The organism is Agrobacterium tumefaciens (assembly GCF_031801495.1).
Lineage (GTDB): Bacteria > Pseudomonadota > Alphaproteobacteria > Rhizobiales > Rhizobiaceae > Agrobacterium > Agrobacterium tumefaciens_K.
The window spans coordinates 395,213-411,731 of the sequence record NZ_JAOEGC010000002.1 but is presented as its reverse complement, the minus strand read 5'-3'; the positions used below and the strand labels follow the sequence as shown (position 1 = coordinate 411,731).

The window sequence follows — 16,519 nt, the reverse complement described above, 5'->3', positions numbered from 1 at the left end:
AAATATCAACGTATTTCCCGTTGAATGTTGACACCTCACGTCCTCGCGGGCATGAGGTATGAAGGCTGGCATGTGCGGCCTTTTCAGACAGAAAATGTAAATCGCGGCACGGTTATCCACCCGGACAGACCATGCCGCCCGGAACCATGTGCCCGAGGTCCGAGCCGTGACTGTCTACCTGCCGATCGCAGAACTGTCGGTGAACATCTTCATCATTCTCGGCATGGGTGCGGCTGTCGGTTTTCTATCCGGCATGTTCGGTGTTGGCGGCGGGTTTCTGATCACACCACTGCTGATTTTCTACAACATTCCTCCCGTCGTCGCCGTAGCAACGGGCGCAAACCAGGTGGTCGCATCATCCGTATCCGGATCCATCACCCATTTCAGGCGCGGGACACTCGACGTGAAGCTCGGCAGCGTGCTGCTTGTCGGGGGTCTGGCGGGCGCCACCGTCGGCGTCTGGATATTCTCATTCCTGCGCAGCATCGGGCAACTCGACCTCATCGTTGCGCTGCTCTACGTCATCCTGCTCGGCACCGTCGGCGGGCTGATGCTGAAGGAGAGCATTTCGGCGCTGCGCCGGAGCGCACGCAATGAAACCGTGGTGCTTCGCAGGCCCGGTCAGCACAACTGGGTGCACCGCCTGCCGCTGAAGATGCGGTTCAAGAAATCGAAGATCTATCTCAGCATCATCCCGGTCATCACGCTCGGCTTCGGCATCGGCGTACTTACCTCGATCATGGGCGTGGGCGGCGGTTTCATCATGGTACCGGCGATGATCTATCTGTTGCGCATTCCCACCAACGTCGTTGTCGGAACATCGCTGTTCCAGATCATTTTCGTGACCGCCTACACGACGATTGTCCAGGCCGCAACGAACTATTCGGTCGACGTCGTTCTCGCCTTCATCCTGATGGTTGCCGGCGTCATCGGTGCACAATACGGCGTGCGCGTCGGGCAGAAACTGCGCGGCGAACAGTTGCGCGCGCTTCTGGCACTACTGGTGCTTGCGGTCGCCCTGCGTCTTGCCGTCTCTCTGGTGGTGCGCCCGGAAGATCTGTTCTCCGTTGCCGTGGGAGGGCTGGGATATTGACTTTCCGTCTCCTGCTTGCCGCTATTTTTCTTGACTGCCTTGCCGTCACCAACCCGGCGCTGGCGCAAACACCGCCGCTTGCCCTCCCCGTTGCCCCGCAGCAGGGACCGCTGCAGGAAAACATCGAGATCGGTGCGTCGACTACCGAAATTCCCATAACTTCGGATTTCCGTGGGGCGGATTTCACGCTTTTCGGCGCCCTCAACAATACCGACCAACTGCTGCTGGCGATCGGTCAATACGATATCATCGTCACGCTTGAAGGCCCGAACGACTACATGACCGTGCGCAAGAAAGATCGCGTCGCGGGCATCTGGATCAATACCAGTGCAATCACCTTCACGCCGCTGCCTGAATCCTATTCGATGGCCAGCACGCGCGACATCAATGCCATTGCATCCGCCGGAACGTTGCGGGCGATGGGGCTTGGCGTCGATCACCTGCCGTTGAAGAGTGCTGCCTTTTCCGGCGTACCCGACAACGTGTACGATTTTCAGGAGGCCTACAGACGGCTCAAGCTGACGAGCGGCATCTATCGAAACGATGCGACCGGCGTGCGGCTTGAACGAACGGGCCTTTTCTGGGCAACACTGCGGCTTCCCGCCAACGTGCCGAACGGCGTGCACACCGCCCATGCATACCTGTTCAAGAGCGGCAAATTCATCGCCCAGCGCGAGCTGAAGCTGCGCGTCGTGAAAACCGGCATGGAGCAGGCCATAACCAATGCCGCGCATGAAACGCCGCTGGCCTACGGAACGCTCTGCGTTCTGCTTGCCGTCATCACCGGCTGGGGCGCCAGCATTCTGTTCCGCAAGGATTGACGGCATTCATCATTGTCATCGCTGATCGGCACAAGATAGCGTTCGCTTCCTTCATCGGTTTGCAGTAAAATTCAAACTGTTACAGCCGAAGATGGCGTTTGCCGCCGGATTTGCGGCTGTGGCCGGGATGAAAAGGAGAAATGGCATGTTCAAGCACATTCTCATTCCCACCGATGGCTCGCCGCTGGCGCAGATCGCAATCGATAACGGGTTCGCTCTTGCCAGAGACGCAGGCGCAAAGGTGACCGTGGTTACGGTGTCGGAACCCTTTCATGTGATTGCCAGCGATGTCGAAGATATCGCCGCCATTGCAGAGGAAGAATTCCACCGTTGCGAGGAGGCGGAGCACTTTCTGAAGGATACGCGCGATCGCGCCGTATCGATGGGCATCGAATGCGATGCGCTGCTGGCACGCGCTGGCAGGCCCGACGAGGCGATCATCGAAGCCGCTAACAAAAGCGGCTGCGATCTCATAGCCATGGCCTCGCACCGCCGCAAGAGTTTCCTCGAAATGATGCTCGGCAGCGTTACCGCAAGGGTGTTGAAGAATTCGAAGATACCGGTTCTGGTCTACCGGCAATAGCCTGATGAAGCGCGGAAGCGAAAACTGTTTCAGTCTTGCCCCTAACCAAGAAGGTTCGCGAACCTGACGGAATAGATCCGATCCCGCCCCATGAGATGGGCAACCAGTGCATCGCGGTTGAACAGGCCGCTCATCGCCTTGTGGCGCAGATCGAGCCCGCCACTCATCACTCCGAAAGCAGGCATCAGCATACGCGCGCCATCCGTGGCGAAGCAGGGTCGGCGAACCGTCTTTTCGCGGCGGCGCACAGTGGCGGAAGGATGGAGGTGTCCGGCAATCTCACCCACCGCATCCGCTGGCCTGGCCTTCGGCTCATGGCGGAAAACCAGATTTGCGAAAAACATCTCGTCTACCGACGAACCCGGCAGATCGACCGTGCCATCCGGGTCGTGGTTGCCGTTGATCCATATCCATTCGCGGCCCAACGCCATTTCCCTGATGATTTCGCGCAGGGGCAACGGCAGAAACTCGGAGCCGGCGCGATCATGGAAATTATCGCCAAGGCTGACGACGATCTTCGGGTTATACCGCGCGACCAGCGAGGCGAGGATCTTCAGCGTCGCAATCGTGTCGTAAGGCGGCAGCAGCTGTCCGCGTCGGGCGAACGCCGCGCCCTTTTCCAGATGCAGGTCGGAGACCACCAGCAGCGACAAATCAGGCAGATAGAGCCCGCCCAAGGGATCGCACCAGCCAGCGACGCCATTGATCTCGATCTCCGAGCCGAGGCATTCGAAACCGGTTGAAAATCTCTCGCTAAGGGCAAGGCGGCTCAGCACGTCTGCATGTCCTTTTTCATCATGACATCGCCTCTGCGATCAGTTCATCGGCAGCTTCGGCCAGCACATCGTCCTGTGCCTCACCCGCCACCGTTTCGCGACCGATTTCCAGCATGACCGGCACAGCCAGCGGCGAAACATGTTCCAGCGCGCAATGGTTGGTGTGGCCCTTGATTCGCCTCAGCATATCCCCGAGACGCCCAATGTCCAAAAGCCCTGCCGCCGCATCGCGCCGCGTCGCTTCCAGCAGGATGTGGTCCGGTTCATGGCTGCGAAGAACGTCATAAATAAGGTCCGCGGATACCGTGACCTGCCGCCCCGTTTTTTCCTTGCCCGGATGCCGGCGCTCAATGAGGCCGGAAATGACCGCGCAATTCCGGAAGGTGCGCTTGAGCATGAAGGATTCATCCAGCCACGCCTCCAGATCGTCACCCAGCATGTCCTCGTCCAGCAGGTCCGGCAGCGAAAGGCGTCCGGATCTGAGGCGCGTGCCGATATCTTCCATTGCCCAGATGGCCAGCGAATAATCGGTGGCGACGAAGCCCATGGGTTTCGCCCCTGCCCTTTCCAGCCGCCGCGTCAGCAGCATGCCGAGCGTCTGATGCGCCAGACGCCCCTCGAACGGATACATGACCATGAAGAAGCGCTTGCGGAACGGGAATGTCTCGACCAGCAGTTCATCGCGCTTGGGAATGATCGACTTCTCCTTCTGAATCCCCAGCCAGTCGCGCACCTGATCCGGGAGAGCGTGCCAGCGCGATGGATCGGCCAGCATGGAGCGCACCTGATCGGCCAGATAGGTCGACAGCGGAAACTTGCCACCTGCGTATGAGGGAATTTTAGGGTCCATGGAAAAGGCCTGGCTGACGAGGCATTCGTTTTCGCGGATGCCCTCGAAGCGCAGCACCTTGCCCGCGAACAGGAAGGTATCGCCCTGCACCAGCTGTTCGAGGAAATATTCCTCGACCTTGCCAAGCGACATGCCGCCGCGCCTGAAGGTGGCCTTTGCGTTGCGCTTGACCATGCGGACATTGAGTTCGGCCGCTTCGACAATGGTGCCGAGGTTGAGGCGATACTGTTGTGCGACCTGCGGGTTAGACACCCGCCAGCGGCCATCCTTCATCTGGCGGATGCGGGCATAACGCTCATAGGTGCGCAGTGCGTAGCCGCCGGTCGCGGTGAAATCCACCACACGGTCAAAAGTTTGGCGCGGCAGGTCGGCGTAGGGCGAAGCACTCGTGACCTCGCGGTAAAGCTCGTCCGCATCGAATGGTTCGGCGCAGGCCATGCCAAGCACATGCTGGGCCAGCACATCCAGCGCGCCTTCGGCAATCGGTGGGGTATCCTGCGCGCCGATGTAGTTGGCATCCAGTGCGGCGCGGCACTCCATCACCTCGAAACGGTTGGCGGGTACAAGAATGGCTTTCGACGGTTCGTCCATGCGGTGATTGGAACGGCCGATGCGCTGGGCAAGACGGCTCGCGCCCTTCGGTGCGCCGACATGCACGACGAGATCAACATCACCCCAGTCGATGCCGAGATCCAGCGTCGAGGTGGCGACGACGGCGCGCAGCCGGTTTTCAGCCATTGCCGTTTCCACCTTGCGACGCTGGCCCGCATCCAGCGAGCCGTGATGCAGAGCAATCGGCAGATTGTCGTCGTTGATGGTCCAGAGTTCCTGAAAGATCAGCTCCGCCTGCGAGCGGGTGTTGACGAAGATCAGCGTCGTCTGATGCTCTTTCAGCGACCCGTACAAATCCTGCATCGCGTAGCGCGCCGAGTGTCCCGACCACGGAATGCGCTCTTCCGTCTGCAAAATGGAAATGTTGGGCTTTGCCCCCCCATCGACGGCTATAAGACCGGCCGGAGGTTCACCTTCCCGCTGCGGCGCGAGATAGCGGCGCAGTTCCATCGGTTCCGCGACCGTAGCGGAAAGGCCAATGGTGCGCATGGCTGGCGCGTGCCTGCGAATACGGGCCAGCGCCAGTGAGAGGAGATGCCCACGCTTGGAGGTGACGAGCGAGTGCAGTTCGTCCAGCACCACATATTTCAGGTCTTTGAAGAAGCGCTCGGCTTCCTTGTTGGCGAGAAGCAGCGACACCTGTTCCGGTGTCGTCAGCAGTATATCCGGCGGCTTGATCTTCTGACGCTGGCGTTTGCCCTGCGGCGTATCGCCGGTGCGGGTTTCGATGGAAATCGGAAGGCCCATCTCCGAAACGGGCTTCATCAGGTTGCGCTCGATATCCACCGCCAGTGCCTTCAGCGGCGAGATGTAAAGTGTGTGCACACCGACAAAACCGGAACCGGGCGGCAGCTTGCCGCGCTCCGCCAGATCGGTCAGCGATGCCATGAAGCCGCCGAGCGTCTTGCCCGCCCCCGTCGGAGCGATCAGCAGCATGTTTTCGCCGTTGTGGGCACGCGCCGCAAGCTCCAGCTGATGCGCGCGCGGGTGCCACCCCTTTTGCGCAAACCACTTCTGGAACGGCAAGGGCAAGGAACCGACGTTGGTGCCGGAAATGGACGACTCGGCGAATTTCATCCTCTCAAGGTAGTGAAAAAGTCCCAAAAAAGAAGGGCAGCAGTACGACTTGACATCCGCACATAATCATGGATAATTTTAATCCATGATAGAGGAGCGAACACGATGAAACTTGGCGATGGCGTGGAACAGGCCATTCACAGCGTAGGAATGCTGGCGGGGCTTTCCGACGGCGGTGTCCTTTCCGCCGCCGCACTCGCGGAGTTTCATGGCGTTTCGACCAGCTACCTTCTGAAACACCTGCAATTGCTTTCCGGTGCCGGAATTCTCGCCACCGTGCCGGGACCGAAAGGCGGCTACCGGCTCGCGAAACCGACGGACAAGATCACCCTGCTCGATATCGTTCTGGCGGTAGAGGGGCCGGAGCCGGCTTTTCGCTGTGCGGAAATCCGTCAACGCGGACCGAACCCTCTGCCAAAACGGTATTTCACCAAACCCTGCGGCATCAATGCCGCCATGCTGAAAGCAGAGAAAGCCTATCGGGCGGAGCTGGCCAAAACCAGCATTGCCGATGTTCTGGATGATCTTGCCGCCAATGACGATGGCGGTATTGCCGCACGCGGCTGTGCCTTCCTTGAACTGAACGAGCGCAAATCCGCACGCTGACCTGACGACGTTCCAAGATGACCCCGGATTGCCGCATCGCTTTCCGGATCGATGAAGCATGCCCTGAAACCAAGTAACCAAGGAGAATCCCATGAAAACCCGAATGAATTACGCCAAGGCATCTCCGGAAGCATTCAAGGCCCTGATGGCTCTGGAGACTTACGTTCAGAACAGCGGGCTGGAACACCGCTTCATTCACCTCATCAAGCTTCGTGCCTCGATCATCAATGGCTGTGCCTTCTGCGTCGACATGCATGTGAAGGAAAGCCGCAAGGACGGTCTTTCCGAACAGTGGATCAACCTGATGAGCGTATGGCGGGAATCGCCCGTCTATACAGAACAGGAACGCGCGCTTCTCGGCTGGGTGGATGCCGTGACAAAGATTGCCGAAACCGGCGCGCCGGATGATGCCTATGACGCGTTGAAGGCGCATTTCAGCGACGAGGAGATCGTCAAGATCACGGTCGCCATCGGCACCATCAACACCTGGAACCGGATCGCCGTCGGCTTCCGCTCGCAGCATCCGATTGACGCGACCGCGAAGGCAGCCTGAGCCGACCAGACCGCAATAGAACGACCGTTACATGGCGATGTAGCGGTCGTTTCTGTGATTGATCGCCAGCGTCAGGTTCATGACCAGCGCGCCAAGGATCGAGCATACAATGACGAAAGGGGTGGCGACGAAGAACGATGCGACGAGCACCATGCCATCGAAGCCGAGTTGCACCAGACCAGCCCGCCAGCCGAAACGGTCCTGGAGATAAAGCGCCAGAATTCCGAAACCGCCAAGGCTGGTGCGATGGCGAAACAGCGCCAGCATGCCCGCGGCAACCGTCAGTCCGCCGAACAGTGCGGCGGCAACGGGATTGATGCTCTCAAAGGCGAAGAGGGCGGGCATGTAGTCCGAAAGGACCGCCGTCATGGCGATGGCGCAGAATGTCTTGACCGTAAAGGCAAGGCCAAGGCGGCGAAACGCCAGATAATAGAACGGCAGATTGACGAGGAAGAAGACCGCACCGAAGCTGATACCGGTCGCGTAGTGCGCCAGAAACGCCAGCCCGACCGTGCCGCCCGTCAGCAATCCCGCGGAAGAAAACAGAGTGACGCCGAGCGACACCAGCATGCTGCCCGCCAGCACGCCCTGAATGTCTTCCAGCAGCGAATGGCGATCCGGCGTGGAGGCCCACAGCCTGGTCAGCTTGCGTTCAACAACTTCGCTCATCAACTTCCCCTGTTCCTTCGCCTCATTCTCTGCGCCTCCGCGTCGCAAAACTCAAGCCTCAGCGCACGACGATGTACCGGTCCGAACGATGGTTGATGGCAAGGAACATATTGAGGACGAAAGCGCCGATGATGGAATAGACGACCGTTTCCGGATTGATGACAGCAAAAGCCGCGACCATGACGCAGGCATCGAAAGCAAGCTGGATAAGACCGGCACGAATGCCGAAACGATCCTGAATGTAGATCGCCAGAATACCGATACCGCCGAGGCTCGCGCGGTGGCGATAAAGTGCCAGCAGGCCGTATCCCAGAAGCAGGCCGCCGAGCAGCGAGGCCCAGAGCGGGTTGATGCTGTCGATCACCATCCAGCGCGCTTCAAGTTCCGTCAACACAGAAACGAGGCCGATGGCAATGAACGTCTTCAGCGAAAACGCCAGACCGAGGCGACGGAAGGACAGGTAATAGAAGGGCAGATTTACGAGGAAGAACAGCAGGCCGAAGCTGACGCCGAAAGCATAGTGGAGAAGGAAGGCGACGCCCGCCGTGCCGCCCGTGAGCAGCCCGACCTTGTTGAGCAGATAAAAGCCGAGCGCCGAAACGATGGCACCGGTCACGATGCCCTGCACATCTTCCACCGGAGCGTGCTTCGCCGGATCGGCACTCCACATGCCATAGACGCTTCTCGTGAATGCCATGCCTGTACCCCCGAAGAGATCTGCCATTTGTGTCGTTGAAAATGCATCGCCGATTGACCGCCAGCATCGTGCTGGGGTTCGGCTTCATGGGCGTATTTTGCACTGCAACAGGCGGAGTTTCAATATCGATACGTAAGCAAAGCTGACCTATCGATAAAATGGCAAGAAACGAAAAGATCAGCTGCGTTTTCTGGAAAGAAACAGAATGCCGGAAAGGGGTTTTCCAGCATCCTTGCGAATGGTGGTTTTTTCGACGTCCAGCACATCCATGCCGGATTCTGCCAGTAGACCACGGATATAGTTTTCCGAGTGGGCATAGCGCAGGGAAGGCTGCAGAACGAAGCCCTCCTCACCGATCGCATCTTCCACGGAAAAGGCAAACAGCCCTCCCGTGACAAGCAGTGCATCGACAAGCGGCATGACGGTGTCCAGACTGCCGAGATACATCATTACGTCGGCTGCGGCGACGAGGTCGGCCCGGCCCTTCGCCAGGCCGTCGGCAAACAGGCCGGAAGCATCCGCCGCAAGTGAGAGGTCCGCCTGCGCCAGATGATGATAAATACCCTTTTCCCCAGCCTTGGCCAGCATGTTGGCGGAGATGTCGAAACCTTCCAGCCGTCCGGTCCAGCCATTGATTTCCGTGCCGAGCAGGCCCGTCCCGCAGCCTATATCGACGATGCATCGGAAGCCGCCACTGTCGGGTTTCGCCTTTTCGATCAGCGCGGCCAGTTTCTGCGGCACGCTATAGCCCAGCTTTTCCACCAGCGAGGTTTCAAAGCGGTCGGCATAATCGTCAAACAGCCCTTCGACATAACGGCTTGGCGGCTGCTCCGGCGTTTCGGCAGCACCCAGGACGGCAAGCTTCAGTTCCGCTGCAAAGATACCCTCCGCATCGAGACCGGCCACCTTCTCATAGGCGGCGACAGCTTTCACCGCCTGCCCCGCCTTCTCGCTATATTCACCCAGTCGAAACCATCCGGCCGTCCAAAGCGGGGCCAGTTCCAGCGCCTGCTCTATCAGTTCGGCAGCGGCGGCATGATCGCCGCTTTCGGCCAGCATGCGGGCATAGTCGGCCCGACGATCCGCGATCACGTCACCGGAAGAAAACTGGTTCGAGGCCATTCAATATTTCCTGAGAAGAGGTTGGCTGTCATTTATCAAGCCATAAAAAAACTCAAGTCCTATTTCATGGCACGCGCAACTATGGCGCAATATAGTGTGCTGAAACTTGCATGGGCGCGTCTGACTTCATATGTCTGGCTCGAGGCGTTTGCCTGCAAACTTTAGGAGATATGCCGATGGCCGGTGAGGTCAACAAGATGCTGGGTGATAGTCTGGGACGAACGATCGTCAAGCTGCTGGTCGTGTCGCTGATCGTCGGTTTCGTCATGAGCGTCTTCAACCTGACGCCATGGAACGTCATTTACGGGATCCGCGATTTTGTTCTCGACCTCTGGTACACGGGCTTTCATGCTCTGGGCAGCATCGGCGATTATCTGCTGCTGGGCGCGACCATCGTCATTCCCGTTTTTATCATCCTGCGCCTCCTGAGCTTCCGCCGCTGACATGACCGACACATCGCTTATCACACTGTCCCGGCGCGGTTTCGTGCTGATTTCCGCTGGCTCGCTGCTCTCCGCATGCGTCTCCGTGCCGACGAACAAGGGAGCCCCCTCCGGAACGAGAGATGAGACAGCCGCAGCGCTGCCCATGGTCAATGACCTGCGCCGCTCAAAGGGACTTTCGCCACTCTCCATCGATAACGCGGCCAGCAAGGCCGCCGCTTATCAGGCAGGCCGTATGGTGAAGGCCCAAAAGATGGCCCATCTCATCGGCCTGACCGACAGTTTTCTCATCCGCATGAAGGATGGCAATGTTCCGCTACCGGCGGCAGAAAACGTCGCCAGCGGTCAGGATACCGTGGAGCGCGTGGTCCGCGCGTGGATCGGCTCTCCACACCATCTGGAAAACATGCTCGGGCCGTATAACGGACTTGGCGTGGCAGTAGCATACGATGCCAACGCCAAAAACCGCCCTTACTGGGCGATGGTGCTTTGCGCATAGGGCATCGCGCCCGAAAACCAAGATCGACCTTCGGAACGCACGTTAAGCAAATTCGACGCGCTGGAGCGTTCTTTGTGCGCCCTGAAAAACGCACGGCGCTCCAGGGTCGCTCAGCCCAGCTTGCGATCGGCCCAGCGGTCGACGGTGCTGTCACGCAGGTCGCGAATATTCGCCACGCCTTCACGCGCAACGAGCCTCGACAGCCCCTTGACGATGGTCGACGGCAGGCCCGGCCCTTCATAGACCATGCATGAATAGAGCTGCACGAGATCAGCCCCTGCCCTCACCTTTTCCAGCGCCGTTTCCGCAGACGACACGCCGCCAGCGCCGATGATCGGCAGATTTCCGCCGACACGCCTGCGCATCTTGGCAAGAACCGTGGTCGAAAGCTCGAAAAGCGGCTTGCCGGAAAGCCCGCCGGCCTCGCCCTTGTGCGGACCGGGCCGCAGGCCCTCACGCGACAGGGTGGTGTTGGATACGATCAGGCCATCGAGATCATGCGCCAGCGCCTCTTCGGCAACATCATCAAGACCTTCCTCGGTCAGATCGGGAGCAATCTTCAGGAAAACCGGCACGCTTTTGCCGGAACGCGCGGCTTCAACCGCACGGCGCTCCAAAACGGCCTTCAGCAGAGCGGCAAGACTTTCACGCGCCTGCAGATCACGCAGGCCGGGGGTGTTGGGCGAGGAGATGTTGACCGTGAAATAGGAGGCAACCGAATAAAAGGCCTCGATGCCCTGCACATAATCCGCGATGCGGTCTTCACTATCCTTGTTGGCGCCGATGTTGACGCCGACGATGCCACGCAGGCCCGCCGCCTTGAGCCGCTCCAGCGCCGGGCCATGGCCTTCATTGTTGAAACCGAGGCGGTTGATGATGCCTTCGTCCTCCACCAGACGGAAGATGCGTGGCTTCGGATTGCCGATTTGGCCGCGCGGCGTGACGGTGCCGATCTCGGTAAAACCGAAACCGAGCCGCAGAAGCGGGCCGGGCACTTCGGCATTCTTGTCATAGCCTGCGGCCATGCCGAGCGGATTGGGAAAAACGAGGCCCGCCACGGTCTGCTGCAGGCTTGGATCATGCGGGACCATGCAGGTCGGCAGGAAACCGCTCTTCAGGGCTGCGATGGACAGTCCATGCGCCTTTTCGGGGTCGACCAGAAACAGTCCCTTACGGCCAATAGAGGAAAAAAATCCGTTCATCACAGGTTCTCCGGAAACTGGTGGCGACCGTCCTCGGCCAGTGGAAGGGTTTTTTCCCAGAGGACCGCGGTCATGGGAAGGTAGGCGTATAGGTGTGGAAAGAGATCGCCGCCTCTGGACGGCTCGTAGACCAGCTTTTCACCGAGGGCCTCGCCGCTGACCGCAACGAGAAGCAACCCGGCCTGTCCGGCAAAGTGGCGCGCAGCTGTTTCGACCGCCTGTCGTGCCGTGGAGAAGTGAATGAAACCGTCAGCCAGATCCACCGGCGCACCTTCGAAAACACCCTTTGCCTTGGCAGCAGCCCAAAGCGCCTCCGGCACGATTTTATAGATGACCGCGGGGTTTTCCTGCATGGGCGTCTCCGAAGGGGGTGGCTGCGAGCGCGGTTTGCAGCAAAGCGGGCTTATTGTCCACAGTTTCCGCCGCATTTTTTGCACTCCGTCAACCGGAAGCCCACTCAGGAGAAAGCTTTTTCTTGTAATGAGCAAATGATTGGCGCACTTTTGGGGCAGAGGTTTCGTCGCCGCTTGCGACAAGCGGCCGACAGGTGTGAGGAAAATAGAAAAAGAACCGCATCAACGCCCTTGGGAGGGGGCCACAATGTCGGAACTTGCGATCATCATTGCAGACGACCATCCGCTGTTTCGCGGAGCCCTCAAACAGGCCGTATCCGGCATAGAAGGGCAGCAGACCATCATCGAGGCCGGCGACTTTGAAGCAGCCCGCAAGGCAGCCGCCGAATGGCACGATGCGGACCTGATGCTTCTGGATTTGTCCATGCCGGGCGTCAGCGGTTTTTCGGGCCTCATGGCACTGAGAGCCGAATACACCAGCCTGCCGATCGTCATCGTCTCCGCCACGGACGACGCCACCACAGTACGACGTTCCATCGAACTCGGCGCCTCCGGCTTCATCTCCAAATCATCGGGAATCGACGATATACGCGACGGCATCCGGGCCGTCCTGGAAGGAGATGTCTGGATACCCGTCAATCACCGGGATGCGAAGGAACAGGATCCCGATGTCGCCGATCTCATCCAACGCCTGCGAACGCTTACGCCGCAGCAGAGCCGGGTTCTGGGCATGCTGGCCGAAGGGCTTCTTAACAAGCAGATCGCCTACGAGCTGAGCGTATCGGAGGCGACGGTCAAGGCACATGTCTCGGCGATCCTCCTGAAGCTCAAGGTGGACAGCCGCACACAGGCCGTCATCCAGCTTTCCAAGATCAATACTCCCGCTATGGTAGCCTGAAATAGAGGATTTTATTCCTCTGTTTCTTTACTTACATCGGAATATAGTCTAGATTTCCGTCAGTACTGACAGGAGCTTTTTCGCCATCAGCTCCACCTGCGGGTTTTGAACCATGCTTTCACACGAAACGATCTGGAGCGCGATCGATACGCTTGCCGAGCGTAACCAGCTGACCCCTTCGGCGCTGGCGAAGCGGGCAGGCCTGGACCCGACCTCGTTCAACAAATCGAAGCGGTTCGGCCCGGATGGACGCAAACGCTGGCCTTCGACGGAATCCGTTTCAAAGGTGCTGGAGGCAACCGGGGCCAGCGTCGACCAGTTTTTTGGCTATGCACTGGGAAAGGCTGCGCAGGCGATGCAGCCTTTAGGCGACAACAATGCCATTCCCCTGCTCGGTTTTGCGCAGGCAGGTTCTGGCGGATTTTTCGACGATGGCGGCTTTCCGGCCGGTCAGGGTTGGGATGTTGTCGAGTTCCCGTCTTCTCCCGATCGCCAGCAGGGCGTCTATGCACTGGAGGTCCAGGGCGAGAGCATGATGCCGCTCTATCGGGACGGCGATATCCTGATCGTCGAACCCGGCGCGCAAGTGCGTCGCGGCGACCGCGTGGTGGTGAAAAGCCGCGACGGCGAGGTCATGGCAAAGGTGCTGGCCCGGCAGAGCCCCAAGAACATAGAGCTTCTCTCGCTCAATCCGGAACACCCAAACCGCAGCTTCGACATGGCCGACGTGGAGTGGATTGCCCGCATCATCTGGGCCAGCCAGTAAACCGGATCAATAAAGCCCATACGGGAAATAACGGCGGTAGATTTCCTCAAGCCGCCCGTTGCGCGAAAGCGCCGCCAGCGCCTGATCAAAAGCGGGGACCAGCACATTGTCCGGATCAACTGCCATGATCGCCAGGCCCTCCCCCAGGAAACGATCCGATACGTAGGGGCCACCGAACAGCGCGCAGCAGCCTTCCGAGGCACTGCCCGACACCCAGAACGGCAGGCGCAGCCCATCAGCGAAAACAGCGTCCAGCTTGCCCGTTTTCAGGGCGTCATACATGGCATCATATCCATCGAAACCATTGACCGCCACTTTTGGAAAAAACGCCTTGAGCATCTGTTCGTGGCGCGACCCCGTGACCACGCCGACCTTCTTTCCCGACAAGGCATCCACCGCAGCCCCTTCAAGCTTGAGCGCCTTGCTGACCGCAAAACGCGCAGGCAGCAGGAGATAGGGACGCGAGAACGTAAAGCTCTTCCGCAGATCAGACGATGAGGCGATACCGGAAATAACCGCTTCGCCTTCGCCCATTTCCAACGCAGCTTCCAGTTCATCAAACGGAAGCGCCTGAACCTGGCATTTTCCTTCGACTTTCAACTGCGCGCAGATTTCGCGCACCAGATCGACGTGGAAACCGGCAAGCCGCCCTTCCTGATCGGTGAAATTGAACGGCGGAAAATCAACCGACATCAGAAAGCGGATGCGCGGTACAGAAGAGAGATCGCCACCGGGGAACCTCTCCTGAGCGTCGAACAGCACCGGCATCCTGCTGCCGGTCGCAAGAGTTTCCGCCTTAGAGCCACCAGAACCGCCAACGAGCGCAGCAAAAATTGCTGCCACGCAAAATAATCTTGTATTTGATTTAATAACCGGCATTCTCATCTCTATCATCCGCTTGGGGCAAAGGGGCGCCACCATGATGGTGGCGGCAGGATGTATGGATCATTTCGATGACTATACACGAGAATCGTTTCAGACGATCCTCGTGAAAGGGGAAATTGCGACATCAGGAGAGTGGGATGATCCATTCTCCGCATCAAGTGATCAGGACGGAAGCGATGAAGCCCGCTTCCTGAAGACGCTTGGTTTTGGCAAACCTTATATCGATGCATTCCAGCGCAAGGCAGCCGAAAATGGCTCCACACTGGAAGACGAGCTTCTCGCGAGCGGCATGGTCACGGCGGACGCCTATTTCGGGGCATTCGCGAGGTATCTGCGCTTGCCTTTTCTCGCCGAAATTAATCCGGCCCATCTGGCCGATGTACCCCATCTCGATACGCAGCTCCTCGAAACGAGATTTCTGAAACTCGCACCCGAGGACAGCAAACCAATCCTCGTCATCGTGCCGGAGCTGCGAACGATCGAAGCGCTGAAAGATATGTTGAGCCACACCCCTCACCTTCTCAGCGAGATAGCCGTTGCGACTCCCAAGACGATGCGGGATGCCGTCTGGATCGCGGGAAAAGACAGGCGAAACCGGGAAGCACGGCAGGCGCTTTTTGAAAAGGAGCCAACGCATTCCGCGCGAATTACGGTTCAGGCAGGGCAAGGGTTTTGTAGTGGCGTCCTCGTTACCCTGATCGCTCTGGCACTGCTGGCAGACACACCGTCCACACTGCTTGCCTTGCACGCCACTCTGACGCTGTTTTACCTCTCGACGTTTCTCTTCCGCTGTTTTGCACTCGCTCATTGCTGGCGTGGATTGCCGTCGCGCATCGCCCTCTCCCACCCGAAGGAAAGAGAGATGCCGATCTATACCGTGCTCGTTGCGCTGTATCGCGAAGAAGCCGTGGCGGCACAGCTCATCGCCATGCTGGACCGGCTGGACTGGCCGAAATCGCGGCTCGACATAAAGCTGATCTGTGAGGAAGACGACGAGGCCACCATACGCGCCATCCAAAAGGCAAATCCCGGTCCACACATGGAGATCGTGCGAGTACCGTTCTCCCTCCCGCAGACCAAACCGAAAGCGCTGACCTACGCGCTCGCCGGTGCTCGCGGAGAGTTCGTGGCCATTTATGATGCGGAGGACCGACCGCAGGTGGAGCAGCTCAGAGAAGCTTACGCCACCTTCCAAAGTCAGCCGGACAATGTCGCCTGCCTTCAGGCGCCGCTCATCATCAGCAATGCCAGAGCGTCCTGGCTCAGCACCTGTTTCGCACTGGAATATTCCGGGCTTTTCCGGTGTATGCTGCCGGTTCTCGCCCGATACAAGCTGCCGCTACCACTCGGCGGTACATCGAACCATTTCCGCACTGCGCTGCTGCGGCAGGCCGGTGCCTGGGATCCCTACAACGTCACGGAGGATGCCGATATCGGGCTACGGCTCCACAGGCTCGGGTATCGATCCGGCATCATATGCCGACAGACACTGGAAGACGCGCCGACCAGTGTTTCCGTCTGGCTGAACCAACGCACCCGCTGGTACAAGGGCTGGCTGCAAAGCTGGCTTGTGCTGACGCGTGCCCCTGTTCAAACTGCAGGCAAGATGGGCTGGCTTGCCTATCTCATATTCCAGCTGTTGATCGGCGGAATGCTTCTGTCATCGCTGGCGCATCCGTTGCTGCTCCTCTCCTTCATCGCCATGACGCTGGCGATGCTGGAAACGAGCGGCAGCGTTCTGTTCACCTGGCAGGGCGGTCTGTTTTGTATCGACATGGTGAACATCATCGGCAGTTACACCGTGTTTATCCTTCTGGGGCGAAAGACGATGACCCTGTTCGAGCGGGAGCATCTCGGAAACCGATGGCTGATCGTTCCCGTCTACTGGATACTGCTTTCAATCGCCGCCTGGCGGGCGTTGATCGAACTGAGAACCAAGCCCTTCGTGTGGAACAAGACACCGCACACGCCGATGGTCACCAACCCGAATTGAAGACGAAGGTTTAAGCGAGCA

18 protein-coding genes are annotated in these 16,519 nt (G+C 59.0%); 10 read left to right on the top strand and 8 right to left on the bottom strand.

The annotated features are described in order from the left end of the window. The first annotated feature begins 166 nt into the window (after positions 1-166). The 3 genes from N7578_RS11425 to N7578_RS11415 all read left to right on the top strand — a co-directional run bounded on the left by N7578_RS11425 (position 167) and on the right by N7578_RS11415 (position 2,497). Positions 167-1,093 (top strand): sulfite exporter TauE/SafE family protein, encoded by a 927-nt coding sequence (locus N7578_RS11425; protein ID WP_311110451.1) that lies wholly within the window; start codon positions 167-169, stop codon positions 1,091-1,093. Beyond that, positions 1,090-1,914: a TIGR02186 family protein gene (locus N7578_RS11420; RefSeq protein ID WP_311110450.1), complete on the top strand. Its 825-nt coding sequence runs from the start codon at positions 1,090-1,092 to the stop codon at positions 1,912-1,914. Before N7578_RS11425 ends, N7578_RS11420 begins: the two co-directional genes overlap by 4 nt. Positions 1,915-2,059: 145 nt before the next feature. Next, the gene (locus tag N7578_RS11415) at positions 2,060-2,497 is read left to right on the top strand and encodes a universal stress protein (RefSeq protein ID WP_311110449.1); all 438 of its coding nucleotides are present in this window, start codon (positions 2,060-2,062) and stop codon (positions 2,495-2,497) included. 41 nt (positions 2,498-2,538) lie between these two features. Here N7578_RS11415 and pdeM read toward each other — a convergent pair whose 3' ends face one another. Together pdeM and N7578_RS11405 are read right to left on the bottom strand one after the other, a co-directional pair. Next, on the bottom strand, positions 2,539-3,273 hold the full coding sequence (gene pdeM / locus N7578_RS11410; RefSeq protein WP_311110448.1) for a ligase-associated DNA damage response endonuclease PdeM: 735 nt from the start codon (positions 3,271-3,273) through the stop codon (positions 2,539-2,541). Positions 3,274-3,292: 19 nt separating this feature from the next. Then, positions 3,293-5,812: a ligase-associated DNA damage response DEXH box helicase gene (locus tag N7578_RS11405; RefSeq protein WP_311110447.1), complete on the bottom strand. Its 2,520-nt coding sequence runs from the start codon at positions 5,810-5,812 to the stop codon at positions 3,293-3,295. Positions 5,813-5,917: 105 nt separating this feature from the next. Between N7578_RS11405 and N7578_RS11400 the strand changes: the two genes are divergently transcribed. Then, a complete protein-coding gene (locus N7578_RS11400) occupies positions 5,918-6,418 on the top strand; it encodes an Rrf2 family transcriptional regulator (RefSeq protein ID WP_311110446.1) in 501 nt (166 codons plus the stop codon). 91 nt (positions 6,419-6,509) lie between these two features. Continuing rightward, positions 6,510-6,971: a carboxymuconolactone decarboxylase family protein gene (locus tag N7578_RS11395; RefSeq protein ID WP_311110445.1), complete on the top strand. Its 462-nt coding sequence runs from the start codon at positions 6,510-6,512 to the stop codon at positions 6,969-6,971. 27 nt (positions 6,972-6,998) lie between these two features. Here N7578_RS11395 and N7578_RS11390 read toward each other — a convergent pair whose 3' ends face one another. The 3 genes from N7578_RS11390 to N7578_RS11380 form a co-directional block, all read right to left on the bottom strand. After that, positions 6,999-7,640 (bottom strand): YitT family protein, encoded by a 642-nt coding sequence (locus N7578_RS11390; protein WP_311110444.1) that lies wholly within the window; start codon positions 7,638-7,640, stop codon positions 6,999-7,001. A 58-nt stretch (positions 7,641-7,698) separates the two neighbouring features. Further along, positions 7,699-8,310 (bottom strand): YitT family protein, encoded by a 612-nt coding sequence (locus N7578_RS11385; protein WP_311112477.1) that lies wholly within the window; start codon positions 8,308-8,310, stop codon positions 7,699-7,701. Between the two features lie 204 nt (positions 8,311-8,514). Continuing rightward, entirely contained in the window at positions 8,515-9,459 is a 945-nt protein-coding gene (locus tag N7578_RS11380; RefSeq protein ID WP_311110443.1) for a class I SAM-dependent methyltransferase, read from the bottom strand. A gap of 176 nt (positions 9,460-9,635) precedes the next feature. Between N7578_RS11380 and N7578_RS11375 the strand changes: the two genes are divergently transcribed. Both N7578_RS11375 and N7578_RS11370 read left to right on the top strand, forming a co-directional pair. Next, complete coding sequence (locus N7578_RS11375; RefSeq protein ID WP_311110442.1) at positions 9,636-9,902, top strand: DUF6460 domain-containing protein; 267 nt, start codon at positions 9,636-9,638, stop codon at positions 9,900-9,902. A gap of 1 nt (position 9,903) precedes the next feature. Further along, positions 9,904-10,401 carry a CAP domain-containing protein gene (locus tag N7578_RS11370; protein WP_311110441.1) on the top strand — a complete coding sequence of 166 codons (498 nt, stop codon included), beginning with the start codon at positions 9,904-9,906 and terminating at the stop codon, positions 10,399-10,401. Between the two features lie 110 nt (positions 10,402-10,511). On the opposite strand, the gene N7578_RS11365 is transcribed toward N7578_RS11370, so the two are convergent. Together N7578_RS11365 and N7578_RS11360 are read right to left on the bottom strand one after the other, a co-directional pair. After that, a complete protein-coding gene (locus N7578_RS11365) occupies positions 10,512-11,603 on the bottom strand; it encodes a quinone-dependent dihydroorotate dehydrogenase (protein WP_311110440.1) in 1,092 nt (363 codons plus the stop codon). Further along, positions 11,603-11,956 carry a DUF952 domain-containing protein gene (locus N7578_RS11360; protein WP_311110439.1) on the bottom strand — a complete coding sequence of 118 codons (354 nt, stop codon included), beginning with the start codon at positions 11,954-11,956 and terminating at the stop codon, positions 11,603-11,605. Before N7578_RS11360 ends, N7578_RS11365 begins: the two co-directional genes overlap by 1 nt. Positions 11,957-12,203: 247 nt before the next feature. Between N7578_RS11360 and N7578_RS11355 the strand changes: the two genes are divergently transcribed. Continuing rightward, positions 12,204-12,854, top strand: a complete 651-nt coding sequence (locus tag N7578_RS11355) for a response regulator transcription factor (RefSeq protein WP_311110438.1) — start codon at positions 12,204-12,206, stop codon at positions 12,852-12,854. Between the two features lie 112 nt (positions 12,855-12,966). Continuing rightward, a complete protein-coding gene (locus N7578_RS11350; RefSeq protein ID WP_311110437.1) occupies positions 12,967-13,620 on the top strand; it encodes a helix-turn-helix transcriptional regulator in 654 nt (217 codons plus the stop codon). A gap of 6 nt (positions 13,621-13,626) precedes the next feature. Here N7578_RS11350 and N7578_RS11345 read toward each other — a convergent pair whose 3' ends face one another. Continuing rightward, positions 13,627-14,388 (bottom strand): transporter substrate-binding domain-containing protein, encoded by a 762-nt coding sequence (locus N7578_RS11345; RefSeq protein WP_311112476.1) that lies wholly within the window; start codon positions 14,386-14,388, stop codon positions 13,627-13,629. A gap of 172 nt (positions 14,389-14,560) precedes the next feature. Between N7578_RS11345 and N7578_RS11340 the strand changes: the two genes are divergently transcribed. After that, on the top strand, positions 14,561-16,498 hold the full coding sequence (locus N7578_RS11340) for a glycosyltransferase family 2 protein (protein ID WP_311110436.1): 1,938 nt from the start codon (positions 14,561-14,563) through the stop codon (positions 16,496-16,498). Positions 16,499-16,519 lie beyond the last annotated feature (21 nt).